23 protein-coding genes are annotated in these 25,413 nt (G+C 65.5%); 15 read left to right on the top strand and 8 right to left on the bottom strand.

The features are described from left to right. The first annotated feature begins 495 nt into the window (after positions 1-495). The 7 genes from miaB (at position 496) to C7453_RS08190 (ending at position 10,806) form a co-directional block, all read left to right on the top strand. Positions 496-1,929, top strand: a complete 1,434-nt coding sequence (miaB, locus tag C7453_RS08220; RefSeq protein WP_174787921.1) for a tRNA (N6-isopentenyl adenosine(37)-C2)-methylthiotransferase MiaB — start codon at positions 496-498, stop codon at positions 1,927-1,929. An 83-nt stretch (positions 1,930-2,012) separates the two neighbouring features. Continuing rightward, entirely contained in the window at positions 2,013-3,101 is a 1,089-nt protein-coding gene (locus tag C7453_RS08215; protein ID WP_114727093.1) for a PhoH family protein, read from the top strand. Positions 3,102-3,153: 52 nt separating this feature from the next. Further along, a complete protein-coding gene (gene ybeY, locus C7453_RS08210) occupies positions 3,154-3,669 on the top strand; it encodes an rRNA maturation RNase YbeY (RefSeq protein WP_245948923.1) in 516 nt (171 codons plus the stop codon). After that, positions 3,666-4,604: a hemolysin family protein gene (locus C7453_RS08205; RefSeq protein ID WP_371858459.1), complete on the top strand. Its 939-nt coding sequence runs from the start codon at positions 3,666-3,668 to the stop codon at positions 4,602-4,604. Before ybeY ends, C7453_RS08205 begins: the two co-directional genes overlap by 4 nt. Positions 4,605-4,609: 5 nt before the next feature. Next, positions 4,610-5,548, top strand: a complete 939-nt coding sequence (panS, locus tag C7453_RS08200; RefSeq protein ID WP_114727022.1) for a ketopantoate/pantoate/pantothenate transporter PanS — start codon at positions 4,610-4,612, stop codon at positions 5,546-5,548. 73 nt (positions 5,549-5,621) lie between these two features. Further along, entirely contained in the window at positions 5,622-6,242 is a 621-nt protein-coding gene (locus C7453_RS08195) for a thioredoxin domain-containing protein (protein WP_114727021.1), read from the top strand. A 16-nt stretch (positions 6,243-6,258) separates the two neighbouring features. After that, the gene (locus tag C7453_RS08190) at positions 6,259-10,806 is read left to right on the top strand and encodes an AAA family ATPase (RefSeq protein ID WP_114727020.1); all 4,548 of its coding nucleotides are present in this window, start codon (positions 6,259-6,261) and stop codon (positions 10,804-10,806) included. Between the two features lie 289 nt (positions 10,807-11,095). Here C7453_RS08190 and C7453_RS08185 read toward each other — a convergent pair whose 3' ends face one another. Further along, entirely contained in the window at positions 11,096-12,616 is a 1,521-nt protein-coding gene (locus C7453_RS08185) for an acetyl-CoA hydrolase/transferase family protein (protein WP_114727019.1), read from the bottom strand. A 154-nt stretch (positions 12,617-12,770) separates the two neighbouring features. Here C7453_RS08185 and C7453_RS08180 point away from each other — a divergent pair, with 154 nt between their 5' ends. From C7453_RS08180 to gltA, 5 genes are all read left to right on the top strand, one after another. Further along, a complete protein-coding gene (locus C7453_RS08180) occupies positions 12,771-13,097 on the top strand; it encodes a hypothetical protein (RefSeq protein WP_371858461.1) in 327 nt (108 codons plus the stop codon). A gap of 127 nt (positions 13,098-13,224) precedes the next feature. Then, positions 13,225-14,031, top strand: coding sequence for a metallophosphoesterase (locus C7453_RS08175; RefSeq protein WP_114727018.1), 807 nt, complete (start codon positions 13,225-13,227; stop codon positions 14,029-14,031). Positions 14,032-14,074: 43 nt separating this feature from the next. Next, entirely contained in the window at positions 14,075-14,419 is a 345-nt protein-coding gene (locus C7453_RS08170; protein ID WP_371858458.1) for a chorismate mutase, read from the top strand. Next, positions 14,419-14,976, top strand: a complete 558-nt coding sequence (locus C7453_RS08165; RefSeq protein ID WP_114727017.1) for a SixA phosphatase family protein — start codon at positions 14,419-14,421, stop codon at positions 14,974-14,976. Before C7453_RS08170 ends, C7453_RS08165 begins: the two co-directional genes overlap by 1 nt. A 188-nt stretch (positions 14,977-15,164) precedes the next feature. Continuing rightward, positions 15,165-16,463: a citrate synthase gene (gltA, locus tag C7453_RS08160; protein WP_114727016.1), complete on the top strand. Its 1,299-nt coding sequence runs from the start codon at positions 15,165-15,167 to the stop codon at positions 16,461-16,463. Between the two features lie 179 nt (positions 16,464-16,642). Here gltA and C7453_RS08155 read toward each other — a convergent pair whose 3' ends face one another. Continuing rightward, positions 16,643-16,861 (bottom strand): hypothetical protein, encoded by a 219-nt coding sequence (locus C7453_RS08155; protein ID WP_114727015.1) that lies wholly within the window; start codon positions 16,859-16,861, stop codon positions 16,643-16,645. Positions 16,862-17,114: 253 nt separating this feature from the next. Here C7453_RS08155 and C7453_RS08150 point away from each other — a divergent pair, with 253 nt between their 5' ends. Next, positions 17,115-17,873 carry an orotate phosphoribosyltransferase gene (locus C7453_RS08150; protein ID WP_114727014.1) on the top strand — a complete coding sequence of 253 codons (759 nt, stop codon included), beginning with the start codon at positions 17,115-17,117 and terminating at the stop codon, positions 17,871-17,873. A 10-nt stretch (positions 17,874-17,883) separates the two neighbouring features. Further along, positions 17,884-18,702, top strand: coding sequence for a glutamate racemase (locus C7453_RS08145; RefSeq protein WP_114727013.1), 819 nt, complete (start codon positions 17,884-17,886; stop codon positions 18,700-18,702). A gap of 129 nt (positions 18,703-18,831) precedes the next feature. Here the strand turns inward: C7453_RS08145 and C7453_RS08140 are convergent, their stop codons facing one another. Next, the gene (locus tag C7453_RS08140; protein ID WP_245948921.1) at positions 18,832-19,908 is read right to left on the bottom strand and encodes a polyprenyl synthetase family protein; all 1,077 of its coding nucleotides are present in this window, start codon (positions 19,906-19,908) and stop codon (positions 18,832-18,834) included. Between the two features lie 58 nt (positions 19,909-19,966). On the opposite strand from C7453_RS08140, the gene C7453_RS08135 reads away from it, so the two are divergent. Continuing rightward, positions 19,967-20,791 carry a tRNA1(Val) (adenine(37)-N6)-methyltransferase gene (locus C7453_RS08135; protein ID WP_220791192.1) on the top strand — a complete coding sequence of 275 codons (825 nt, stop codon included), beginning with the start codon at positions 19,967-19,969 and terminating at the stop codon, positions 20,789-20,791. 1 nt (position 20,792) lies between these two features. Here C7453_RS08135 and C7453_RS08130 read toward each other — a convergent pair whose 3' ends face one another. From C7453_RS08130 to C7453_RS08110, 5 genes are all read right to left on the bottom strand, one after another. After that, positions 20,793-21,821, bottom strand: coding sequence for a ribonucleotide-diphosphate reductase subunit beta (locus C7453_RS08130; RefSeq protein ID WP_114727011.1), 1,029 nt, complete (start codon positions 21,819-21,821; stop codon positions 20,793-20,795). A 69-nt stretch (positions 21,822-21,890) separates the two neighbouring features. Continuing rightward, the gene (locus C7453_RS08125) at positions 21,891-23,825 is read right to left on the bottom strand and encodes a ribonucleoside-diphosphate reductase subunit alpha (protein WP_114727010.1); all 1,935 of its coding nucleotides are present in this window, start codon (positions 23,823-23,825) and stop codon (positions 21,891-21,893) included. A gap of 231 nt (positions 23,826-24,056) precedes the next feature. Beyond that, the gene (locus tag C7453_RS08120; RefSeq protein ID WP_114727009.1) at positions 24,057-24,527 is read right to left on the bottom strand and encodes a molybdenum cofactor biosynthesis protein MoaE; all 471 of its coding nucleotides are present in this window, start codon (positions 24,525-24,527) and stop codon (positions 24,057-24,059) included. Positions 24,528-24,530: 3 nt separating this feature from the next. After that, positions 24,531-24,791 (bottom strand): molybdopterin converting factor subunit 1, encoded by a 261-nt coding sequence (moaD, locus tag C7453_RS08115; protein WP_114727008.1) that lies wholly within the window; start codon positions 24,789-24,791, stop codon positions 24,531-24,533. A gap of 58 nt (positions 24,792-24,849) precedes the next feature. Further along, entirely contained in the window at positions 24,850-25,383 is a 534-nt protein-coding gene (locus tag C7453_RS08110; protein ID WP_245948920.1) for a hypothetical protein, read from the bottom strand. Between the last annotated feature and the right edge of the window lie 30 nt (positions 25,384-25,413).

The raw sequence follows: 25,413 nt of genomic DNA, 5'->3' as shown, positions 1-25,413 counted from the left end.
CCCCCGGCAACGGCGAAGCCGCTCCGCCGCGCGGGGGCACCGTTCCATGCGGTCCAGCCCTGAAGCTCCGGCCGATCCGCTTTCTCCGCTCTTCGCCGTGCAATCACCCGACGTCGCTGCACCGCTGCCAATGTATCCCTGTCCCGTTCCTGTACTGCATCCCATCCAACGGTCCGGCTGGTCCATCGTTCACACGCCGCATCGCCCCGAGCGGCACGTCTAACCCATTTATAAGGCAATCGTTTGACGAGACGATAAAAAACAATGTCAGGCCACCCGCGGCAGCGCGCACAAAGCGTTTTGTCCGGGAATCGGAAACTTGCCTTGACAAAAGGCCCCATATTTTTACCTGATTGCACAGGTAACGACGCAGCCGCGTCCCGCCCCGCATGAGGGAGGTTTGCCGCACGATGACGCTGTCACGCCCCGAGTGCTCCGGCTCGTGCCCTTGACCGGGCGCCCCGCGCATATGATGTGTTCCCGCGACCGCGCGGGATGGTCCGGCGGCGCGCCCAGGAAGTTTCAATCGTGACCCAGCATTCTGTCTGCCCCCCCACGGAGTCCGACCGGGAGGTAAAGGGCCTCCATGTCATCACGTGGGGTTGCCAGATGAATGTGTATGACAGCGCGCGCATGACCGACGTACTGCGTCCGCTGGGATACCAGGCGGTCGAAGCGCCCGACGCCGCCGACATGGTGATCCTGAACACCTGCCATATCCGTGATCGGGCAGCGGAAAAAGTCTTCTCCGAACTCGGCCGCCTGCGCCTGGTCAAGGAGACCCGTGCCGCCGAAGGACAGCGCACCATCCTGGCCGTTGCCGGGTGCGTGGCCCAGGCCGAAGGCGCTGAAATCCTCGCCCGTGCGCCCTACGTCGATATCGTGCTCGGCCCGCAGACCTATCACCGGCTGCCGGAGATGGTTGCACGGGCGGCACGGGCGGCCGGTGCCGTCATCGACACCGATTTCCCCGCCGAGCAGAAATTCGATTTCCTGCCCGATGCCCAGGCCCCGCAGACGCCGGGCGGCCTGACGGCCTTCCTGACCATCCAGGAAGGGTGCGACAAATTCTGCTCGTTCTGCGTCGTGCCCTATACGCGCGGAGCCGAATCCAGCCGCCCGGTCGAGTCCGTGCTGCGCGAGGCCCGCCGCCTGGTCGAAACGGGTGCGCGCGAGATCACGCTGCTGGGTCAGAACGTCAACGGCTATCACGGCGAAGGGCCGGATGGCCGGGTCTGGGGGCTGGCGGGCCTGGCCGAAGCCCTGGCGGCGATTCCAGGGTTAGCGCGCATCCGCTATACCACGTCGCATCCCCGCGACATGGACGACGCGCTGATCGCCGCCCATCGCGACCTGCCGGCGCTGATGCCGTTCCTGCACCTGCCGGTACAGTCGGGGTCGGACCGGATCCTGGCCGCGATGAACCGGGGGCATACCGCCGCTGAATATCGCGACATCGTCCTTCGCCTGCGAGATGCGCGGCCGGACATCGCCCTGTCGTCTGATTTCATCGTCGGTCATCCCGGTGAGAGCGATGCGGATTTCGAGGCGACGATGCAGCTGATCCGCGATGTCGGGTTCGCGCAGGCGTTCTCGTTCAAATATTCCCCCCGTCCGGGCACCCCGGCCGCCGGCGCGCCGCTCCAGGTGCCCGAGGACGTGAAGGACGCACGGCTTCAGGCCTTGCAGGCCCTGCTGCGCACGCAGCAGGATGCCTTCAATGACGGGACGGTGGGGCGCGTGGTTCCGGTGCTGTTTACCGGCCACGGACGCAAGCCGGGACAGTTGTCCGGCCGGTCGCCCTATCTGCAAGCCGTGCATGTGGATGGGCCCGACGCGCTGATCGGGCAGATCGCACAGGTCGAAATCCGGGAGCGATACACCAACTCACTGAGTGGAACCCTCATACAGGAGAGAGCCTTCGCTTGAGAGAACAGACGGTATCAGCGATTCTGCCCGGCCGGCGCCCCGCCCGGACGCGCGATCATCAAGCCCCGTCCGACATCGCCGCGATGCGGACGGTCACGCTGCAATTCGACGACAATGCCCTGCTGGCACAACTCGTCGGTGATCATGACCGTCACCTGCTTCATCTCGAACGTGGATTCGGTATCCGCCTGTCCTGCCGGGGCAATCGTATCGCCCTCAATGGTAGCCCCGACCGCGTGGAAATCGCCCAGGCGGCCCTGGCCAGCCTCTATCAGCGCCTGCAAGGGGGCGGAGGCGAACTGGACAGCGCCGATATCGACGCGGCGATCCGCATGGCCGCCGCCCACCACACCATGCCCCGCCAGGCAGCCGAAGGACGGACCAGGATGACCCAAGCCACCGCACCCCAAGGCACAACCAGATCTCTGTCCGATACGCCGCGCGTGCCGCTGGCGGAACTGCCGGCCATCCGCACCAAGCGGGGGGCCATCGCCCCCCGTTCGGCGGGCCAGGCAAGCTATATGGAGATGCTGGCGCAGACCGAAATGGTCTTCGGCATCGGGCCCGCCGGCACCGGCAAGACCTATCTGGCGGTCGCCCAGGCCGTGGCGATGCTCCAGGCCGGCCAGGTCGACCGGATCGTGCTCTCGCGCCCGGCCGTCGAGGCGGGCGAGCGGCTCGGCTTCCTGCCCGGCGACCTCAAGGAGAAGATCGACCCCTATCTGCGCCCGCTCTACGACGCGCTGCACGACATGATGCCCGGCGACCAGGTGGTGCGACGCATGGGCACGGGCGAGATCGAGGTCGCACCGCTGGCCTTCATGCGCGGCCGTACGCTGGCGCACAGCTTCGTCATCCTCGACGAGGCCCAAAACACCACCGCCGCACAGATGAAGATGTTCCTGACCCGCATGGGCAGCGGCACCCGCATGGTGGTGACCGGCGACCTGAGCCAGGTCGACCTGCCCAATGGCGTGACATCTGGTCTGCGTGACGCGGTGGACACGCTGGAAGGATTGCCGGGAATCGGTATCATGCGTTTCGAGTCCCACGACGTGGTGCGACACCCGCTGGTCGCGCGCATCGTGGACGCCTATGATCAGCGAGCGGCGGCCGAACGGGACATGTCCCGCAGCAGGGCGCGCCGGGAGAACAATGGAACCGCGAAGTAGCAAACACCCCGCCGAAACGGACGGGGACGTTATAAGACCGCCGGCGGCCGAAATGGCCGCCGGCCCTCACTCCACCATGGTGCAGGACAGCCCGGATTGCGACGTGATCGTCGCGGACGCGCGCTGGCATGGCGCCGTTCCTGGAATCGCGGCCCTGGTGCGCCGCACCGCGCGCGCAGCCTGGGCGGGCGACGAGCCGGCGCCGGTCACGATCGCGCTGGATTGCGACCGCACGATCCGCCGGCTGAACGCGCGCCACCGCGACCGCAACAAGCCCACGAACGTCCTGACCTTCGATTACCCTGACGGCATACCGGGCGGCGACATCATGATCGCACTCGAAACCGTCCGGCGCGAGGCGCAGGCGGCCGGGCGGCCGATCCGGCATCATCTGATGCATCTGGTCGTTCATGGCATCCTGCATCTGCGTGGCCATGACCATCACCAGGCAGGCGAGGCACGGCGGATGGAAATGGAGGAGGCCCGCATCCTGGGCCGTCTGTCCGTCCCCAATCCATGGAAGTTCCGCCCTGGCTCGCCGTCGGGCCGCATGGAGGACGCGCAGTGAACCGCCCCCTGCCCGAGCCCGCGTCGCCCGAGGGCGCGCCGAGCCGGGTTGACGATGCCCATGCGCCGCGTCCACGCGGCCGGGGCCTGCTTTCCCTGTTCAGCCGCCGGCGCGGCGAGCATGGGCTGCGCCATTCCATCGCTGCCCTGGTGCAGGAAGCCAACGAGGCCGAAGGCGACGGGACCGATGCCAATTCGGAGCTCGACCGCCAGGAACGCGCGCTGATCGCGAACGTCCTGCGGCTGCGCGGCATCACCGCCGACGACGTGATGATTCCGCGCGCTGACATCGTCGCCATGTCGGTATCGCTGAGCCAGGACGAGGCCCTGGCCCTGATGCGACGCGAGAACCATTCGCGCATGCCGGTCTATCGCGAGCAACTCGACGACATCGTGGGCATGATCCATGTGAAGGATCTGATCGCCTATGCCGGCACCAGCGAAGCCTTCAACGTGGAAACGCTGCTGCGCCAGCCCCTGATGGTGGCCCCGCAGATGCCGGTGCTGGACCTGCTGTTGCAGATGCGCCAGCGCCACCTCCATCTGGCGCTGGTCATCGACGAATATGGCGGCGTCGACGGGCTGGTGACGATCGAGGATCTGGTGGAGACCATCGTCGGCGACATTTCCGACGAGCATGACGAACCGACGGCAGTCCTGATCCAGGAAAGGCCGGACGGCACGTTCGACGTCGATGCCCGCCTGCCGGTCGGGGAATTCGAGGCCCGGCTGGGCACATTGCTGACCGAGGCCGAGCGGGAGGCCGAGATCGAGACGGTGGGCGGCCTGGTCTTCCGGCTGGCGGGCCATGTGCCGGCACGCGGCGAAGTGCTGACCCATGACAGCGGGCTGGTCTTCCGCGTGCTCGATGCGGATGCCCTGCATATCCGCAAGGTACGCGTAAGGCCGCCGCCGGCACCGCCTCCAGCCGCCTGACTGAATTGTCCATCCTGACCCGCCTCTTCCCGTTGTGGGCCATTCTGGTCTCGGTCGCCGCCATCGGGCGACCGGGTGCCTTCATGGTCCTGACGCCGGCGATCACGCCGCTGCTGGCCCTGGTGATGTTCACCATGGGCGTGACGCTGACGGTGGGGGATTTTCGGCGCATCGCCCGCCGCCCCGCACCGGTCGTGGCCGGGATCGTGCTGCATTACGCCATCATGCCGCTGGCGGCATGGCTGATCGGGCGGCTGCTGGGCATGCCGCCGGCCCTGCGGGTCGGCATGATCCTGGTCGGCAGCGTGTCCAGCGGCACGGCATCGAATGTCATGATCTATCTGGCACGGGGTGACGTGGCCCTGTCGGTCAGTATCAGCACGCTCTCCACCCTGGTCGGGATCGTCGCCACGCCGCTGCTGACACGGCTTTACGTGGCAGCCGACGTGCAGGTCGATGTGCTGGCCCTGCTGCGCAGCATCGTCATGCTGGTCGCGCTGCCGGTTGCGGCGGGACTGGCCGTCAACATGCTGGCCCCCCGCCTGGTGCGCCGGGTGGAGCCTGTCCTGCCGCTGGTGGCCATGATCGCCATCATGACGATCATCGGGGCCATCGTCGCCTCGGTGCGGCCGTCACTAGCGGCGGCAGGGCCGCTGGTCCTGCTCGGGGTGGTGCTGCATAACGGGATCGGCCTGCTAGGCGGCTATTGGGGCGGACGATTGCTGGGGCTGGAGGAAAGCGCCTGCCGAACGCTGGCGATCGAGGTCGGGATGCAGAATTCCGGCCTCGCCGCCACGCTGGGGCGGGTTTATTTCGGCCCGCTGGCGGCCCTGCCCGGGGCGTTGTTCTCGATCTGGCACAATATCTCGGGCTCGGCGCTCTCCGCGTGGTGGTCGGCCCGCCCGGTGCCGACGCCCCCATCCACCCGTTCGCAGGCATCTTGACGCCTGCCCGCTTTGCGGGCTCTGTCCCCCTTTTACCGTCCGCCCCTTTCAGCCTGCCGGAGACCGTTCAGCCATGCCCGTTACCCGCCGCGCCCTGATCGCGACCGCGACCCCTGCCCTCCTGCTTGGACCGACCCTGTCCATCCGCGCCGCACGGGCCGCCACCGACCCGCGCATGGCCGTACGCGCGGCCGGCAATCCGGCGGCCAAGGTGCATGTCGAGGAATGGTTTTCGCTGACCTGCACCCACTGCGCGCGATTCGCAGCCGAAGTCTTCCCCCAGATCCGCAGCAATCTGATCGACACCGGCAAGGTCTATTACATCTTCCGCGATTTTCCGCTGGACCAGATCGCGCTGGCAGCCGCGATGATCGCGCGCACCCTGCCGCCGGAGCGCTACGAGCCTTTCGTGCTGTCCCTGCTGGCCAGCCAGGACCGCTGGGCCTTCGCGCGCGACGTGAACCCGCAGGAAGAATTGCAGAAAATGGCCGCGCTGGCCGGCATGCCCGCCAACGTGTTCCAGAAGACGCTGGCTGACGACACGCTGCGCCAAGCCATCATGGACGAGGAAAACCGCGCCCAGGCCGAATACAAGATCGAGGGCACTCCGACCTTCCGCTTCAACGACAAGGAGCAGGTCGGCCAGGAGATGAATTACGAAGACTTTGCCAAGAAGGTCGCTTCGCTGAGCTGATCAGGTCCCTGCTTCCATGGCTGCCCGTTTTGTCCGCCTGCGCATCGGCGGCTTCAAGAGCTTTGCCGATCCGGTCTCGGTCGATATCCTGCCCGGCCTGACCGGGATCGTCGGACCGAACGGCTGCGGCAAATCCAATGTGGTCGAGGCCCTGCGTTGGGCGATGGGCGAAAGCTCCGCCCGCTCCCTGCGCGGCGGCGAAATGGACGACCTGATCTTCGCGGGCACCGCTGCCCGCCCGGCGCGCAACCTGGCCGAGGTGACGCTGACACTGGAAGGCACGGAGGGGATTGCGGCCCCTCCGCTGCATGATCAGGACGAATTGCAGATCACACGGCGCGCCGAGCGCGGCTCCGGCAGCGATTACCGCGTCAACAGCAAGCCGATCCGCGCCCGCGACGTGCAGACCCTGTTCGCCGATCTGGCCTCGGGCGCGCGCTCGTCGGCCATGGTCAGCCAGGGCCGCGTTTCAGCGCTGGTCAATGCCCGGCCCGAGGAACGGCGGAGCATCCTGGAGGAAGCCGCCGGCATCACCGGCCTGCATGCCAGGCGGCATGAGGCGGAGCTGAAACTGCGCGCCACCGAAGGCAATCTCGCCCGCGCCGAGGATCTGCGCATCCAGTTGGAAGGCCATCTGGGCAGTCTGCGTGATCAGTCGCAGCAGGCGAAGCGCTATCGCGAGATTTCCGGCGCGCTCCGTGAATCCGAGACCACTCTTCTGGCCCTGCTGCATGCCCGCGCGCGTCTGGCGGTGGAACGGGCCGGCCAGACGGCCCGGCAGACACGGCAGGCGCTGGTCCAGGCCGAAGAAGCCGCCGAGACCAGCGTGATCGCGGAATTCGAGGCCAATCGCGACGTCCCCGCGCTGCGCGCGCGCGCGGATGAGAGCCGCACGCTTCTGGAGCGCCAGAAGATCCTGGCCGAAGGCATGGCCCGCGAGGAACAGCGCGCGACCGAGGCCGCGCAAGCCGCGATCGAGCGGCTGGGCCAGGCCGAAAGCGACCATCAGGCCGCCCAGGCGCGCGAGACCGACGCCGCCGAAAACGTCGCCCGCCTCCAAGCCGAGCAGACCAGCCTCTCCGGGCGTCTTTCCGCCCTGCCCGATGAGATGGCGCAGGCTGCACAGGCCCAGACCGATGCCACCGCCATGGTGCAGGCGCGCGAGCAGGCGCTGGAACAGGCCAGCGCCGAAGCCAATGCCGCCCAGGCCCGGGCAACGCAGGTCGCGGCCGCGCTCACCGAGGCACAGGGCCGCCACGCGCGTCTCGAAGCGCAGCATGCCACCCTGGCCGCCGAACTGGAGACCTTGCGCGGCACTCTGCCCGAAGCCTCGGTGCTGGAGGCTCAGGCCACCGAACTGGCAGCCGCGACCACGCGGCTTGCGGAAGCCCGCATCACGTTGGAGCAGGCGGCGCAGGAACAATCCGATGCCACGCTGGCGGCCAGCCTGGCGCGCGGCCGGGCGGACGAAGCCCACCGCCATCATGACGCGGCCCGCCGGGCGCTGTCCCAGACCACGGAGCGCGCCGCGGCCTTGCGGGCCGAACAGCAGAGCTTGCAGCGCCGGCATGACGAGGCCCATGGCCAGCGGGTCGCCGCCGAACACCGGGATGCATTGCGCGCCGGTCTCGTCGCAGCGCAATCCACCCTAGATGCCGCCCGTGCCGCGCTGGAGCAGGCGGAACTGGACCGTCAGGCAGCCTCCGCCGGCCGGATCGACGCTTATGCCCGCCTTCAGGAGGGCACGAACCGGCGCACCACCACCCAGGCTGCCATGCAATCGGCGGATACGGCGCATCAGCGCGCCGTCACGCGGCTGCATGCCTTGGCCGAGGATCTGGCACATGCCCAGTCTGCCGCCATCGCACCGGAACGGCTGACCGCCGTCAGAACGGCGCGCGAGGATGCGGAACAACGCCTCGCCGAGGCCGGCCGGACATTGGAAGGCGCAGAAGCCGCCCTGGCGAGCGCCGCCACCGACCGCGACGCCGCGACGCACCGCCTGAGCGAACTGAAGGCCGACCTTTCACGGCTGGACGCGCAGGCGGAAGGCCTGACCCAGGCGCTGAAAACCGGACAGAGCGAGACACATTTCCGGCCGGTCGTCGATGACATCACGGTGCCCGACGGATTGGAAGCCGCCCTTGCCGCTGCCCTGACCGATGGGCTGGATGCCTCTATCGCACCGGACGCGCCGCGCATGTGGCATGCCCTGTCGCCCCTGAGCGCGCCACCGCTGCCGGGCGCGGGCACGGTTGCCCTGGCCACGCTGGTGACGGCCCCGCCTGCCATGGCCCGTGCCCTGGCCGCGATCGGCCTACTGGAGGACGGGGCCGACGGCGCGGCCTTTCAGAACGACCTACTGCCGGGCCAGAGCCTGGTGGCACGCGACGGTGCGTTATGGCGTTGGGATGGCTATCGCGTGGCGGCCGGCCAGCCCAGCCGGGCGGCGCTGCTGCTGCGACAGCGCAACCTCCTGCGCGAAACCGAGGCCGCGCGCCAGACCCGTCTGGCCGATCTCCCGACCGTCGAAGCCGCTCTGGCTGCTGCCGAGCAGGCCCGATCGGCGGCGACCGAGTCAGTTGGCAACGCCCGCACCGCCCGCGCGGCAATCGAAGCTGCCCTGCGTCAGGCCCGCACCGATGAAGCCGAAATCAGCCGGCTGGACGCCACCGCGCGCGCCCGGCTGGAGACGGTCCAGCCCCAGCACGATCAGGCGACGCAGACGCTTGCGGAGGCCGAAACCGCGTTGAATGCCGCCCGGCAGGCAGCAGCCGACCTGCCGGATGCCGCTGAACTGGCCCGGCGCCATGAAGTCGCCCGTCAGCAGGAACAGACCGCGCAGGCCGCTGAAACAGCATGCCGCGACGCCCGCAAACGCGCCGAAACCGCACTGGAAGTCGCCAGACGGGAGGATGAGGCCACGGCCGCTCGCAATAACGAGGCCGAAGCGCGACTGGCGACGATCCTCCCCGAACTGCACCGCATCGCCCGTGAGGCTGAGCAGGCCGAGGCCGCCCGGCAGGAGGCCGAAGCCACCCTCGCGGCTCTGCCTCCCAGCGCCGAGACCGATTCCGCCCTGGCCGCTGCCGAAATCCGGGCCTGTGAGGCCGCTGCGGCCCATGAGGCAGGCCGACAGCGTCAGCAGGAGGCCGAACGGGCACTGGAACAGGCCCAGACCGCCCACGCGGCCCGACAGGCCACACTGATCGAGACCCGCAGCGTGCTGGACGCGCAGGCGCCGCGCCTGGACGCCCTGCGCCAGGAACGGGACGAAGCGGCGGAACGGCTGGCCCGCATCACTGCCGAGCAGCAGGCCCTGCCCGATCTGGAGGCGATCGCAGCCCACGTCCGCGAAGCACGCGAGGCCGTGGCCGCCGCCCGGCAGGCCGAGGACGAGGCTCGCCAGCATCGCGTCACCCTGGCCGGCGAGGACCAGACCATCCAGGCCCGCCTGACCGGCATTGCGGCCGCGCTGGCCGACTGGACCGCCCGTCAGGCCGCCGCCACCACCGAACTGCATGGCACCACAACCCGCCTGGATGCCGCACGGTCGGACCATGCACGCCTTGCCTCCATGCCTGAAGAAGTCACCCGCACCCGCGAAAGCGCGCGCGAGGCGATGGCCAAGGCCGAGGCCGACCACGCGGAGGCCTCCCGCCAGTTGGCCGAGGCAGAAGACGCATTGGTGAACGCCCAGACCGCGCGGCGCGATGCCGAGGCCGCCCTGGCGGCCGGGCGTGAGGCCGTGCTGCGCGCCGAGGGCCGGCACGAACAGGCCGAAGCCATCCTGGCCCAACTGCTGACCGAGACGCCGGAGCCACCCGGCATCGTTCCGCCCGACCTGACGGAAGCGGCAGAAACCAGCCTGCGCCGAAAGATCGCCCGCCTGACCCGCGAGCGCGAGGATATGGGACCGGTCAATCTGCGCGCCGAACTGGAAGCCGACGAAGCCGAGACGCGGATCACCACCATCCAGCGCGAAAAGGACGAACTGGATACGGCCATTGCCCGGCTACGAGGCTCGATCGGCGCCCTGAACCGCGAGGGGCGCGAGCGCCTGCTGGCGGTGTTCACCGAGGTCGACAGGCATTTCCAGTCGCTGTTCGCCCGCATGTTCAATGGCGGGCGGGCACATCTGGGCATGGTGGGGAGTGACGACCCGTTGCAGGCGGGGCTGGAAATCTATGCCCAGCCGCCGGGCAAGAAGCTGGCCACGCTGTCACTGCTCTCGGGTGGCGAACAGGCCCTGACCGCCCTGTCGCTGATCTTCGCGGTATTCCGCTGCAATCCCGCGCCGATCTGCGTGCTGGACGAAGTCGACGCACCGCTGGACGATGCCAATGTCGGGCGCTTCTGTGCCCTGCTGGCCGATATGGTGGCCGAAGCCGGCACGCGCTTCCTGGTCGTGACGCATCACCAACTGACCATGGCGCATATGGACCGGCTCTATGGGGTGACGATGCAGGAGCGCGGCGTCAGCCGTGTGCTGTCGGTCGATCTTGACCACGCGGCGAGCATGGTCGGCCAACCCAGGACCGAAGCTGCCCACCAAGGCGAATGAAGCGAATATCTGCTTTAAAAACAATACAGAAAAGAATGGTGTGACGGCATCACATCGTCGCGCCTTGTTTTCCGAATAGCCCGCGACCCGCAGATTTGTACCATAAATCTTTTAGAAACAGATAAATATGACATGGAATGGAGATAATTCATTACATGCCATACCTTCGCGGCGACATGATCGCTGACGAATAATATCTTTTAAAAACAAACATCTATCTGGTCATTTGCATTCCACCTGCGAACGCCGCGCTCCCAGGGGTTGCCCTGGGAGCGCTGCCTGACGGATGTCAGCCCGGCAGCATGGTGCCGGTTTCGATGAAGCGCTGATGCCAGGACAGCGATTCCTTGAGCAGATGCGGAGATTGCTGGCCGAAGGAGCCTTCCCGCGCCCGGTTGTAGTAATCCTGCAGCAGCGGGCGATAGTCCGGATGCGCGCAGTTGCGGATGATCGTCTCGGCCCGCTGCTTGGGCGACAGGCCACGCAGGTCGGCCAGGCCCTGTTCGGTCACCAGCACCTGCGAATCCTGGGTGATGTGATCGACATGCGAGGCCATCGGTACGATCGCCGAGATCTTGCCCCCCTTGGCGGTCGACGGCGTCATGAAGACCGAGATATAGGCATTGCGCGCGAAATCGCCCGAACCGCCAATGCCGTTCTGGATGCGCGAGCCCATGACCTGGGTCGAATTGACGTTGCCGTAGATGTCGGATTCGATCAGCCCGTTCATCGCGATACAGCCCAGGCGACGGATCAGCTCGGGGTGGTTGCTGACATCCTGCGGACGCAGAATGATCTTGGAGCGGAACTCAGCCATACGGTCGTTCAGCGATTCCGCGGCTTCGGGGCTCAGGGAGAAGGCGGTCGCCGAGGCGACACGCATCTTGCCCGATTCCAGCATGCCCAGCATGCCGTCCTGAATCACCTCGGTGAAGGCGGTCAGGTCTTCGAACGGGCCTTCTTCCAGGCCACCCATCACGGCATTGGCGACGTTGCCCACGCCCGACTGCAATGGCAGCAGCGACTGCGGCAGGCGGCCCTTCGCCACCTCATGACGGAAGAACTCCATCAGATGCCCGGCAATGGCCTTGGCCGACGCATCGGGCGGCGAGAAAGGCGCGTTGCGGTCTGGCGCATTGGTCTCGACCACCGCGACGACCTTCGACGGGTCGACCTTCAGCGTGGCCTGGCCGATCCGGTCATCGGGGCGCAGTAGCGGAATGGCGACACGGTGCGGCGGCAGGGCGGTGCCGTACCAGATGTCGTGCATGCCCTCCAACGCCGAATGCTGCCAGCTATTGACCTCGATGATTACCTGGCGGGCGGATTCGACCCAGGTCTTGTTGTTGCCGACCGACGACGACGGAACGATGGTGCCGTCTTCGCGAATCGCGACGGCCTCGATGACGGCCGTATCCATTTCGCCGAAGAAGCCCTGCCACGTCATCGGGGCCACATGACTCAGATGCATGTCGAGATATTCGGTCTCGCCGCTGTTGATGCGACCGCGCAGGATCGGGTCCGAGTTGTAGGGCATTCGGAACGAGATGCCGTTCACCTTGGCCAGCGCGCCGTCCAGTTCCGGGCCGGTGGAGGCGCCGGTGAAGAGGCGGATGCGGAAATCGTTCCCCTTCCCCTTTTCCCCTTCGATGATCGCGGCGAGGGCCTGCGGAACGGCTTTCGGATAACCCGACCCGGTAAAGCCGCTCATGCCGACCATGCTGCCCGGACGGATATATTTGGCGGCCTCCTCGGCGGTGGTCACTTTTGCCCGGAAGGCGGCGTTCCGGATTCGGCTATGATCGATCATGGAACCTTTCCTCGTGTCTTTTCGTTATCTTGGTCTTGTACTGCGCGGGTCCGGTCGCCCCGATCCTGCCATGAAGACAGGATACCGTATCGGATACCAGGATGGCCGACACGCCATCTGTTCTCTTTCCTGGCGGACCCGTCACAACAAAAGAGTGTTATCCTTGAGCAAGTCCCCCGTGAACGACCTGGAAAACGATCATGAGCGGCTGGTACGCATGGCCCTGACCCGCGTGCCGTCGCGGCTGCGCGGGGCGATCGACTGGCTGCGGGTTCCATCGCGCCGTCCAGCACGGGTTCTGGCGAGTCTCCTGCTGATTGTGGGGGGATTGCTGTCCTTTCTGCCGATCCTGGGCCTGTGGATGCTCCCACTCGGACTGATCCTGCTGGCCGAGGACGTGGCGCTGCTGCGTCGTGGTGTGGACAATCTCATCATCAGGATCGAACGCCGTTACCCCGGCTGGCTGGCGGCATCCAGATAAGAACGACTACCTGCCATGCGCTGCCCCCACATTCCGGGGCGTCGACGGCTGACACATGGCAAGATGACGACCGTCACCCCATATCCGACGAAAGGCCTATCACCTCCCTCATCGTGACCGAAGCCCCATGCCGCAGAATCACATCCCGTCGACCGACGACACAGCCTGGAAGCCACAACATCTCCCCACGCCGGATTTTTTACCGGCCGAGGGAGCTGAATTCTGGCGCGACCTGCCTGCGCTGGAAGCACTGATCGCCGGGCGCCCGATTCGGGTGGTCGGCGACGTGCACGGCGATCTGCGGGCTTTCGAACACGCAGTGGCAACCGACCGATTCGTCATCCAGCTCGGCGACCTGGTGGACCACGGACCGGATAGTGTCGGCACCTTCCGCCTGATGCAGCGCCTGCTGGATGACGGTCGCGGACTGTTCATCCTGGGCAACCACGACCGCAAGCTGGCGCGCGCCCTGGCGGGCCACAAATTGCGGTTCGACGCCGCGCTGAGCGAGACCGTCCGCCAGTTCCAGGTCCCGGATAACGACGACGTCCATCACCGGGCGGTGCAGGACATCGCGCAGGCGCCGCCGTGGATCGTGCTGGGCCGGCGGATTTTTGTGCATGGCGGCTTCCACTCTCGGATGCTTTCCGAACCTCCGCCCCCGGGCCTCGGAGACGTGACCCCGCTGCTGTCGCGCGCCCTGTTCGGTGAAACCACGGGCCGTACGCGCAAGGACGGCTACCCGGAACGCAGGCTGAACTGGGTCGACCATATTCCGCCCGGCTACACCGTTTATTGCGGGCACGACCGCCGGTCGACCGACGGCCGCCCGTGGGTGCGCGACGGACGCGCCGGGGGCCGCTCGGTCTTTACCGACACAGGTGCCGGAAAAGGCGGCCACCTGGCATGGATCGATCTGCCCGCCGAGGACTGAAACACGGTATAACCGCACGATCGACAGACAGGAGCATGTTGACGTGAACGATACCGTGGCCATCGACCAGACAAGTCAGGCGCCGGGCGCCCAGGAGATGCTTCTGGGGCTCCGCCAGAGCATCGACAATATCGATGCCGCGCTGATCTACATGCTGGCCGAGCGTTTCCGCCATACCCAGGCCGTGGGCGAGTTGAAAGCGCGCCACAACATGCCCCCTGCCGATCCGGCCCGCGAGGCCCGGCAAGTCGCGCGGTTGCGCGAGTTGGCTGAGGCCGCGCGGCTGGACCCCGACTTTGCCGAGAAGTTCCTGGCCTTCATCATCAAGGAGGTCATCCGCCATCACGAAGCCATCGCGCGCAAATCCACCGGGCCCGGCACCGTCTGATGGCCACCGCGTCAGACCCCGCCGGGATAGAGGGCCCCGCGCGGACGCTGGTGCTGATGCGCCACGCGGAAGCCTTCCCCGGCCCCTATGGCGATCCCAGCCCATCCAGCGACCTCGGGCGTCCCTTGACCCCCGCCGGGCGCCGTCAGGCCCACCAGCGCGGAACACAACTGCGCGAGATCGGCTTCGTTCCGGAGATGGCCGTGATCAGTCCGGCGATGCGTTCGGGCGAGACCTATGCGGCACTCGGCCCGTTTTCGACCACCGTCGCGCCGCAACTGCGCCAGGAGGCCCGGCTCTATGAATGCGGCAGCGAAAGCATCCTGGAAATTCTTCAGGAAACGCCAGAAAATATTAACAATATCATTGTGATAGGGCACAATCCGGATTTGTACCAACTGGTGATGGACCTGGCCGGACACGCCATCGACGACCCGGACAAGACGATCCTGATTCGGGGCTTTCCGGTCGCTTCCCTTGCCTGTTTCACGGTGCATGGCCCCTGGCATGCACTGGCACGCAAACAGGCCGTTCTGACCCTTGCGCTATGCAATTGAGGGGGTAAGCGCCCCCCTGCCGGCAGAGTTGCCACGGTAGCCGTTTCGTCCTTATCTCGGCGCATGCCTGCATGAGGACACAGCGGCGGACCGATACGTCGCAAACTGTCACGCAGAGGACAGGTGTCCGCAGGTTGGGGATGAGAATGGCCGCTCGCACGGCGGCGAACGACCAAGAGGAGAGTTTGATGACCGAGCCAGCAAAAGTGGCCACCGTCTCGCTAGAGGGCAAAACAGCCAGTCTGCCGGTCCATTCCGGAACGCTGGGTCCCGACGTGCTGGACATCCGCAAGATCACCGCCGATCTCGGTGTCTTCACGTTCGACCCCGGCTATGGCGAGACGGCGTCGTGCACCAGCAAGATCACGTTCATCGACGGTGAGAAGGGCGTCCTGCTGCATCGGGGTTATCCGATCGCGCAGTTGGCCGAGCAGGCCACCTTCACTGAGGTCGCATACCTGCTGCTGAACGGCGAACTGCCGACCACTGCTCAGCATGACGATTTCGTTGCGACCCTGAATTCGCACACGTTGCTGCATGAACAGATCCGTAATTTCTTCAATGGGTTCCGCCGCGATGCCCATCCGATGGCGATTCTGTGTGGCACGGTCGGCGCGCTGTCGGCCTTCTATCACGACGCCATCGACATCTCGAACGAGGCCAGCCGCAACCTGTCGGCCGTGCGCCTGATCGCCAAGCTGCCGACCATTGCCGCCTGGGCCTACAAATATACGCAAGGCGAAGCGTTCGTTTACCCGCGCAACGACCAGACCTACGCGGAAAATTTCCTCTCGATGATGTTCGCGCATCCGTCGGAGCCATACCAGGTCAACCCGATCCTGGCGCGGGCGATGGATCGCATCCTGATCCTGCATGCGGACCACGAACAGAATGCCTCGACCTCGACGGTCCGCATGGCAGGCTCGACAGGCGCCAACCCGTTCGCCTGCGTTGCCGCCGGCATCGCCGCACTGTGGGGACCCGCCCATGGCGGCGCGAACGAAGCCGTGCTGAAAATGCTGGCCAAGATCGGCAGCAAGGACAACATCCCCGAGTTCATCGCCCAGGTGAAGGACAAGAACAGCGGCGTGCGTCTGATGGGCTTCGGCCATCGCGTCTACAAGAATTTCGACCCGCGGGCGAAGATCATGCAGGCGACCTGCCACGAAGTTCTGGGCGAACTGGGGATCAAGGACGACCCGCTGCTGGACCTGGCGGTGGAACTTGAAAAGATCGCGATCAGCGACGAATATTTCGTCAAGCGCAGCCTGTATCCGAACGTCGATTTCTATTCGGGCATCATCCTGAAGGCCATGGGCATCCCCACCAGCATGTTCACCGTGCTGTTTGCCCTCGCCCGTACCACCGGCTGGATCAGCCAGTGGAAGGAAATGATCGAGGAACCGGGTCAGCGCATCAGCCGTCCGCGCCAGCTCTATACTGGCTCGCCGGAACGCGACTTCGTGCCGTTCGCCAAGCGCGGCTAAGGTCCGGCGCCGATCCGTCCGGGTGACTCCATCCGGCCGGATCGGCAGACTCGCTCAAGGCCGACAGGATTCGGGAGAATTTCCTCCCCGCGCGATGTCCCGCCCGCAATATGAAAAAGCCCGGCGGCCGATGGGCCGCCGGGCTTTTTCGTTGCCCGCATATCAGTGTGGGCAAACAGTCAGGGACAGTCGCAGCCGGCCGTCGGCCCTTCGGCCCCGCGCACCACATGGTGGTCGATCCATTCGGAAACCAGACGCCGGGCTTCGTTCAGCGACGCCTCGGGATGATGGATGCGATACAGGGTGGTGCAGGCATGGAAAGCCGAAACATCGCCCGTCCCAACATCCCGCAACTCCCGGTACGCGGTCACCACCGCCCGTTCGCAGTTTCGTGTAATCCGGCCGTTTCTGGCGCCACGGTATTAAATCCTTATTGCGAACGATTTGCAATTACAGTTATACTAACGAGTATCTCCGTCTCCGGCAAGAGAAACCGCCCCCCGGCCAGACGCGATCCAGCCCCTCGCGCAGCGCGGCGCAGATGGGATTCCGATGGAATGATGTCCGTCGTGCGATAGATTTTCCCGGACGATCCCGCTAAGGCTTTTCCACCTCGTTTCCCTACGCTATCGGACCGGAAAGACACACCAGATGAACGATTCAACAGGCTACGGTACAGGCGCCTCGTCGGGCTCCTCCGCCTGGGACCGCGATGCCGCGCTGACGACCGCCAAGCTGCTGCTGGAAATCAAAGCGGTCAATTTCCGGCCCGAGGAACCCTACACACTGACATCGGGCTGGAAGTCGCCTGTCTATATCGACTGCCGCCGCATCATCTTTTTCCCTCGCGCCCGCGCCAAGATCGTCGAACTGGGCGTGGAGAAGATCGGCCGGCATATCGGCTACGAAAGCATCGACGCCGTCGTGGGCGGCGAAACCGCAGGCATCCCCTTCGCCGCCTGGATTGCCGACCGCATGATGGCGCCGATGGCCTACGTCCGTAAGAAGCCCAAGGGTTTCGGCCGCAATGCGCAGATCGAAGGCGACGTACCCGACGGCATGCGCACCCTGCTGGTCGAGGACCTGACGACCGACGGCTCCTCCAAGATCCGATTCGCCCGCGCCCTGCGCGACGCTGGGGCAATCGTCGACCACACGTTCGTCGTGTTCTTCTATGGCGTATTTCCCGGTTCGCTGCGCACGCTGGCGGATATGAACATCTCGCTGCATGCGCTGTGCACCTGGTGGGATGTACTGGAAGCCTGCGCCGGCCAGCCCTATTTCTCGGAAAAGGACGCGTCCGAGGTCCGGCGCTTCCTCGAAGATCCGTGCGGCTGGTCGGGCAAGCATGGCGGCGTGTCCAGCCTGGAGGAGGCGCTGGCCTTCAAGAGCGCCCAGGGCCAGGGCTGATCGCCTTGCCATGACGCAGCGGATTCTCGCGTTCGATTCGGGGATCGGCGGTTTCGGGATCGTTCGGGCGCTTCGCGGCCGCCTCCCCGGCACGCCGGTCGATTACCTGGCCGACACGGCGATCTATCCGTATGGCGAGCAGGAAGATGCCGCACTGATCGCGCGCGTGGTCACCCTGATGGGCGAGGCCATCGCCAGCCTCGCGCCCGATCTCGTCGTCATCGCCTGCAACACCGCCAGCACATTGGCGCTGGGGGCGCTACGGGAACGATACGACATCCCGTTCGTCGGCTGCGTCCCACCGATCAAATGGGCCGCCGAACTGAGCCGCACCCGTACCGTCGGCCTGCTGGCGACGCGGGCGACGGTCCGCCGCCCCTATCTGCGCGCCCTGCAACAGCGCTACGCCCCGGATTGCACCCTGCTGGCCCACGGCGCACGCGGGCTCGCCGATCTGGCCGAACGCGCCTTTCGCGGCCACGCGGCTCCGCCCGACATCGTCCAGAGGGAACTGGCAGCCCTGTTCGAACAACCCGGCGGCGACCGGATCGACGTGGTCGGCATCGGTTGCACCCATTACACATTCCTGATGGATGCCTTTCGCGCGGCCTCGCCACCAGGGATGATCTGGCTGGACCCGGCGGATGCCGTGGCGCGCCAGGCGGCAACGGTCTTGCAGACGCTTCCGCCCCAGCCCGAAGCCCTCCACCGTCGCGATCGGGCCTTCTTTACCACCATGCCGGCTGAACCCGCACGCATGACGACGGCCATGGCTGCGCTGGGCTATAGCGCACCAACCCTGTTTGCTCCGGCGACAACCACGTTCTGACCGACGCGGCCTTCTTTGATTGATTGATTAAAAAACAGTCGGACAAGCACAAGCAAGTGCGACCCTATACACTATGCGCAGCCGAGAAACGGAAAAGGCCCGTCGGGGGTGCCTTTCCCGATCGGGCGCTCAGCGGGCCCGGCTGACGGTGTAGGACGCTGTATCCTGCAACAAACGGCGCAAACGGCTATCGGGGAAGATATTCAGTGCCTCACATGCCGCGCGGGCATAGACGGCGGCACGATCCAGCGTCACACCGATGGCGTCGGTCCGGGCGATCAGCGCCAGAGCATGGTCAAGATCCTCGGGCGCCTGTTCGCTCTCCTCGATGACCCGCCGCCAGAACCGGCGATCCTCCTCGCTTCCAGCAGCATACGCCGCCAGGACCGGAAGCGTGATCTTGCCTTCGCGGAAATCGTCGCCCACGGTCTTGCCCAGCACGGCCTGGTCCGCCGCGTAGTCCAGCGCATCGTCAACCAGTTGGAAGGCCATGCCCAGATTGGTGCCGAACGCTTCCAGCGCCTCTTCCTCGGCTTCCGGTCGCTTGGCCACCACCGCTCCGACGCGACAGGCAGCGGCAAACAGGGCCGCCGTCTTGCCGTGGATGACCGTGAGGTACTGATCGACCGACGTGGACAGATCGTTCTGCGTCGACATCTGCAGAACCTCGCCCTCGGCGATCGTCGCCGACGCCGAGGACAGGATCGCCATCACCTTCAGCGAACCGTCATCCGTCATCAACTGAAACGAACGGGCGAACAGGAAATCGCCCACCAGCACCGATGCCTTGTTGCCGAACACGGCGTTGGCGCTGGCCAACCCGCGCCGCAACTGGCTCTCATCCACCACGTCGTCATGCAGCAAGGTCGCGGTATGGATAAATTCCACGCACGCGGCCAATGCGACATGGCGCTGATGGTCCGGGCCGACCGGGTAGTCGCACAGGCGCGCCGAAGCCAGCGTCAGCAGCGGCCGCAGCCGCTTGCCGCCGGCCGCCACCAGATGGGCGGCCAACTGGGGGATCAGAGCGACTGGACTATCCATCCGCTCGATGATGGCGCGATTGCACGCGGCCATGTCGTCGGCGAGATAGCTCGACAACTCCTGCAAAGCAGCTTCGGCCCCTTCCTGCGCCGAAGCGCCGGAGCCGGAATGCTTCGCGGTTGCCGTTTTCTCGGATTCCGGCAGAGTGACTGCAACGCCCAAAAGGTTAAACTCCCCGACCCCGTTGGATTGGTCTGTAGAACATATGAGCGGCGTGAGAATGACGGTCAAGCCGAAGGACATCATACATGAGCCGACGCCGCATCTGGCATGTGCTGCGGACGACGCGTCTATCGAGGTCCTGAGCCACGGAACGCTGCTCGACGGCCGGCTCCGCTACCGGCAATTTCGCAAGGGCTATCGCACGGGATTGGAGCCCGTCCTGATGGCGGCCTCCGTCCCTGCCCGCCCCGGCCAGCGCATCCTGGAAGGTGGATGCGGGGCTGGCGCGGGATTGATGTGCCTGGCCTGGCGGGTGGCTGACATCGCTTGCGTCGGCGTGGAACGTGATACCCGCACCGCAGCCCTCGCCCAGACCAATTTCAACGACAATGGCTTCGACCGGTTGCACGCACTGTGCGCGACACTGCCCGATTTGCCTGCCATCGCCGAATTTCCGCTCCAGGGAGGCGGTTTCGACCACGCCTTCGCCAATCCGCCCTGGCATCGGACTGATGCCAGCGCCTCGCCCAATCCACGCCGCGATATCGCGCGGCGCGTCGGAGCGAACGATATGCTGAATGTCTGGGTCCGCAGTCTGGGGCGACAGGTGCGCCATCATGGCACGCTGACTCTCGCCCTGCCCGCCGCCTCACTCGACGCGGCGATCGCGTCCATGCGGGCACACGGTATTGGGTCGATCCGCCTGATCCCGTTCTGGCCCAAGGCTGGTCGGCCGGCGAGAATCGTGCTGGTCCAGGGGCGCGTCGGCGGTCGGGGGGACGCCGCCCTCCTGCCCGGCATGACGCTGCACCGGGCAGATGGACATTTCACGCCGGAGGCCGACGCCATCCTGCGCGACGGAGCACCATTGGACGCCGGATAAATCAGCCGTCCGACTGGAAGATGCTCTCCTCGAACGCCTCTTCCCAGGTGCCCGAGGTCGAGGCCCGGCTGTATTCCGTCGCGCGGTTTTCGAAGAAATTCGTATGCTCCACGGCGTTGAGCATGTCGTCCAGCCACGGTAGCGGGTTCGCGGGGACATGGTACATCCCGTCCAGTCCCAGCAGGCTCAGCCGGCGGTCGGCCACGAAGCGGATATAGGTCTTGACCAGATCGGCATCGAGGCCCTCGACCGGCCCCATCTCGAAGCACAGATCGATGAATGCGTCTTCATGATCGACGATGTCGCGGCAGACCTGGCGGATGTCCTCACGCAGCTTCTCGGTCCAGATTTCCGGATTTTCATGGATGAAGGTACGGAACAGCCGCGCCATGGACAGACAATGCAGGGTCTCGTCCCGCACCGACCATGACACGATCTGACCCATGCCCTTCAGCTTGTTGAAGCGTGGGAAATTCAGCAGAATGGCGAAGGACGCAAAAAGCTGCAGCCCCTCGGTAAACGCGCCGAAGGCTGCGAGCGTGCGGGCAATGTCGTATTTGCTGTCGACCGAAAAGCCCTGCATATAGTCATATTTATCCTTCATTTCCTTATACTTAAGGAAAGCGGAATACTCGGACTCGGGCATGCCGATCGTATCGAGCAAATGACTGTAGGCGGCGATATGGATCGTCTCGATATTCGAGAAGGCCGACAGCATCATCAGCACTTCAGTCGGTTTGAACACCCGGCTGTAATGCTTCATGTAGCAATTGTTCACCTCCACATCCGACTGCGTGAAGAAGCGGAAAATCTGCGTGACCAGATGCCGCTCGCTTTCGGTCAGGGTGCGGTGCCAATCTTTCACATCATCGGCCAGCGGCACTTCTTCCGGCAGCCAATGGACGCGCTGCTGCGTCAGCCACGCATCGTAGGCCCACGGATAGCGGAACGGCTTGTAGACCGGATTTGCCGTCAGCAGGTCGAAATGGGCTTCGCCCTCGGGCTGAGGCGCGTTGAGGGTGTCGGTCATGTCGTCTTCTCCGCGACAGCAATGCGGCAAACAGCCTGCAAGAGTAGGCGGCCGCGCCGCCTTACCGGCTTACTGGCAGGCCAGGCATTCATCGTAATTGGTGGATGACGTCGGTGTGCCCGGCGCGGCCGCTGCCGGCTCCGGGACCAGGACGTCGCTCTTGTCCAGCACGTTGCTGACGGTATCCGCCCGCTGGATCGACAGCGAACGGCAATAGTACAGCGATTTCACGCCCCGCTTCCATGCCAGGTAATGGATCTGGTGCAGGTCGCGCTTATGCACGTTCGCGGGCAGGAACAGATTGATCGACTGCGCCTGGCAGATATAGCCGGCGCGATCGGCCGCATGCTCCACCACCCAGCGCTGGTCGAGTTCGAAGGCGGTCTTGAAGACATCCTTTTCCTGCTGGGTCAGGAAGTCCAGATGCTGGACGCTGCCCTGGGTCAGGGTGATCGACGACCACACCTCGTCGGTGTTCTGACCTTTATCGATCAGCAGCTTGGTCAGATGCCGGTTGCGCACCGTAAACGAGCCGGAAAGCGTCTTCTGCAGGAAGACGTTGGCGGCAATCGGCTCGATTCCGGGGCTGGAATTGCCGGCGATGATGGAAATCGAAGCCGTCGGCGCAATCGCCATCTTGTTGGAGAAGCGCTCCATCACGCCATATTCCGCCGCGTCCGGGCACGCTCCGCGCAGTTCGGCCAGCTTGCGCGACGCCTTGTCGGCCTGCTCGCGAATATGCTTGAAAATCCGCTTGTTCCAGACCTTCGCGATCACGCTTTCGAACGGCACGTTGTTCGCCTGCAGGAAGGAATGGAAGCCCATCACCCCCAGCCCGACCGATCGCTCGCGCGAGGCCGCATATTTGGCGCGCGCCATGTCGTCCGGCGCCCGGTCGATGAAATCCTGCAGCACGTTGTCGAGGAACAGCATCACGTCCTCGATGAACTGCGGATCGTCCTTCCACTCTTCCCAGGTTTCCAGGTTGAGGGACGACAGGCAGCAGACAGCCGTACGTTCCTGGCCGTGATGGTCGATACCGGTCGGCAGCGTGATCTCGGCGCACAGGTTCGAGGTCTTGACCTCCAGCCCCGCCAGCTTGTGATGCTCGGGCCGCGCGTTGTTCACATGATCGGAATAGATGATGTAGGGCTCACCCTGCTCCATCCGTGCCGTCAGGATCCGAATCCACAACGACCGCGCGGAGACGTGGCGAATATGCGCGCCATCCTTGGGCGACAGCAGCGCCCATTCCGCATCCTCGGCCACGGCACGCATGAATGCGTCCGACACCAGCACGCCATGATGCAGGTTCAGCGCCTTGCGGTTCGGATCGCCGCCGGTCGGGCGGCGGATCTCGATGAATTCCTCGATCTCGGGATGCCAGACCGGCAGATACACGGCGGCCGATCCCCGGCGCAGCGACCCCTGGCTGATCGCCAGCGTCAGGCTGTCCATCACGCGGATGAAAGGGATCACGCCTGACGTCTTGCCGTTACGGCCGACATTCTCGCCGATCGAGCGCAGATTGCCCCAATAGGAGCCGATGCCGCCGCCCTTGCTGGCCAGCCAGACATTCTCGTTCCACAGATCGACGATGCCGCGCAGGCTGTCGTTGGCCTCGTTCAGGAAACAGGAGATCGGCAGGCCGCGCGTCGTCCCGCCATTGGAGAGCACGGGCGTCGCCGGCATGAACCAGTGGCGTGAGATATAGTCATACAGCCGCTGGGCATGCCCCGGATCGGCACCGTAATAGGATGCGACGCGCCCGAACAGATCCTGATAGCTTTCGCCATCCAGCAGATAACGGTTATCCAGCGTCGCCTTGCCGAACGGCGTCAGCAGCGCGTCGCGCGACCGATTGACCCGCACGGGATGGTGGCCGGGTAGCTGGACGACATCATCGAACATGTCGGGCGTCTGGCCAGATTCGTGGTCCTGAAACGGGCCACGCTCATCGACCGGACGATCAGACACGGTTCCGGATACGTCATCCAGGCTCATCCATCATCTCCGTGAAATTCGCCGGGACACGGCGTTTGTGGCTTATGTCCGGGGCGGCATTATGACGCTACATATCGCGTCAGGGCAACCAAGAACGCACTAGATATATGAAGATGCCGAGACGGCAAGAGGCCCGTTCGACGCGAAGTCAGGACTTTCCGCGTCAAGCAAAAAGTTTTTTTTCTTCGCCTTCTCTCAGGGGTGCCCTGCGGCCAGCCGAGAGGAAAGTCGTTACGCCTCCGACGGGCCACCCGTGTCCCATCGGCCCGCCGCCGCTTCGTCGCTTTCGCGCGCGGCGACCCACCTCGCCTGCCCGTCCGGATAATCCTCGCGTTTCCAGAACGGTGCCTGTGTCTTCAGCCAGTCGATCACAAACCCCGTCGCCTCAAGCGCTGCACCGCGATGGGCCGCCGCGCACAGCACCAGCACGATCGGCGCCCCGACCGGCAACCGCCCTATCCGGTGGATGACGGTGCAGGCCAGCAGGCCGAATCGGGCGCCGGCCTGCGCCACGATTCGCGCGATCATGGATTCGGTCATGCCCGGATAATGCTCCAGGGCCAGCGCGGCCAGCCCCGCATCCCCTCGCACCAGCCCGATGAAGGCACCGATCCCGCCGACATCGAATCCAGCTCCGGCCAGCCGTGCGATCTCGGCGTCCAGCGAGAAGGTCTCTTCCTGCACCCGGATATCGACCAGCACGGTCTATCCCCCCGTCACAGGCGGAAAGAAAGCCAGTTCGTCGTCCGCTCGCACGGGCGCATCGAGTGTGGCGAATTCCTGATTGACGGCACAGCGGATCGCTCCGCCGCCTTCGGCGAATACCTCTTCATAAGCACCACCACGCCGGCGCAGCCCATCCATGATGTCGCGAACCGAAGGTGTCCCGTCGCGCGGCAGCACGAACGTCTCCCGCGACCGGCCCAGCCGATCCCGAAGCCAGGCGAAATACAGAATTTCCACCATGCGCACCGCCTCCCCGTCATCGCCGGGCCCGCCTTCCGACCCAGCCGCGCGGCTGTTCCTATCTGGAAACGCCCTGCGTGTCCCGCACCGTCTTCACGGTGCCATCCGGGGTAATGATCGTGCTGGTGCCGTCACCATTGGGAATAACGATGGTCGAGGCCGTCTGGCCGGATCTGGCAGGTGCAACATCCTCCTGCCCCGCCGAAGGGCCCGGTGTCCGAACCGAGGAGTTCTGCACCCCACCCCGGATCTCCGCCTGTTCGCCCGCGCTCAGCGTGCCGCCCTCGGGCAGTTCCGGGCCTGTGGCCGCATCGGCCGGCAGGCCGTCATCGTCAGCCCCATGGCGTTCCCGCGTCGCATCGCCCAGGGTTGGCAGCGGTGCGGGCGGACCCGGCCACATATTGCCGCCCTGGGGCAAGATCGGCCGCTCCGCGACCCCTTCCCCCCGGGCGCGACGCAGGTTCTCGGCATCCCCCCCAGGCAGGTTTGGATTGACTCCGGGAAAGGTTGCATCATCGGCCATCACCTTGCCGAACCCGGCACAACCCGCCTGCAATACCAGCAGTGAAAGCACCGCCGCCCTGCGTATCATCCTGCCCCTCCGCCCGCGCCTGCACCGCCC

The sequence above is a fragment of the Gluconacetobacter liquefaciens genome, from assembly GCF_003350405.1.
Taxonomy (GTDB): Bacteria; Pseudomonadota; Alphaproteobacteria; order Acetobacterales; family Acetobacteraceae; genus Gluconacetobacter; species Gluconacetobacter liquefaciens.
Note: the sequence above shows the minus strand (reverse complement) of the source record. Positions and strands in the feature narration are given on the sequence as shown.

Bases quoted from the DNA above. Each gene is read 5' to 3' on its own strand.
- C7453_RS08165 (WP_114727017.1), top strand. From the start codon at position 14,419: ATGGCCACCGCGTCAGACCCCGCCGGGATAGAGGGCCCCGCGCGGACG.
- moaD (WP_114727008.1), bottom strand. From the start codon at position 24,791: ATGGTGGAAATTCTGTATTTCGCCTGGCTTCGGGATCGGCTGGGCCGG.
- C7453_RS08150 (WP_114727014.1), top strand. From the start codon at position 17,115: ATGAACGATTCAACAGGCTACGGTACAGGCGCCTCGTCGGGCTCCTCC.
- gltA (WP_114727016.1), top strand. From the start codon at position 15,165: ATGACCGAGCCAGCAAAAGTGGCCACCGTCTCGCTAGAGGGCAAAACA.
- C7453_RS08185 (WP_114727019.1), bottom strand. From the start codon at position 12,616: ATGATCGATCATAGCCGAATCCGGAACGCCGCCTTCCGGGCAAAAGTG.
- C7453_RS08125 (WP_114727010.1), bottom strand. From the start codon at position 23,825: ATGAGCCTGGATGACGTATCCGGAACCGTGTCTGATCGTCCGGTCGAT.
- C7453_RS08145 (WP_114727013.1), top strand. From the start codon at position 17,884: ATGACGCAGCGGATTCTCGCGTTCGATTCGGGGATCGGCGGTTTCGGG.
- C7453_RS08195 (WP_114727021.1), top strand. From the start codon at position 5,622: ATGCCCGTTACCCGCCGCGCCCTGATCGCGACCGCGACCCCTGCCCTC.
- C7453_RS08135 (WP_220791192.1), top strand. From the start codon at position 19,967: ATGACGGTCAAGCCGAAGGACATCATACATGAGCCGACGCCGCATCTG.
- miaB (WP_174787921.1), top strand. From the start codon at position 496: ATGGTCCGGCGGCGCGCCCAGGAAGTTTCAATCGTGACCCAGCATTCT.
- C7453_RS08130 (WP_114727011.1), bottom strand. From the start codon at position 21,821: ATGACCGACACCCTCAACGCGCCTCAGCCCGAGGGCGAAGCCCATTTC.
- C7453_RS08175 (WP_114727018.1), top strand. From the start codon at position 13,225: ATGCCGCAGAATCACATCCCGTCGACCGACGACACAGCCTGGAAGCCA.
- C7453_RS08110 (WP_245948920.1), bottom strand. From the start codon at position 25,383: ATGATACGCAGGGCGGCGGTGCTTTCACTGCTGGTATTGCAGGCGGGT.
- C7453_RS08190 (WP_114727020.1), top strand. From the start codon at position 6,259: ATGGCTGCCCGTTTTGTCCGCCTGCGCATCGGCGGCTTCAAGAGCTTT.
- C7453_RS08215 (WP_114727093.1), top strand. From the start codon at position 2,013: ATGCGGACGGTCACGCTGCAATTCGACGACAATGCCCTGCTGGCACAA.
- ybeY (WP_245948923.1), top strand. From the start codon at position 3,154: ATGGCCGCCGGCCCTCACTCCACCATGGTGCAGGACAGCCCGGATTGC.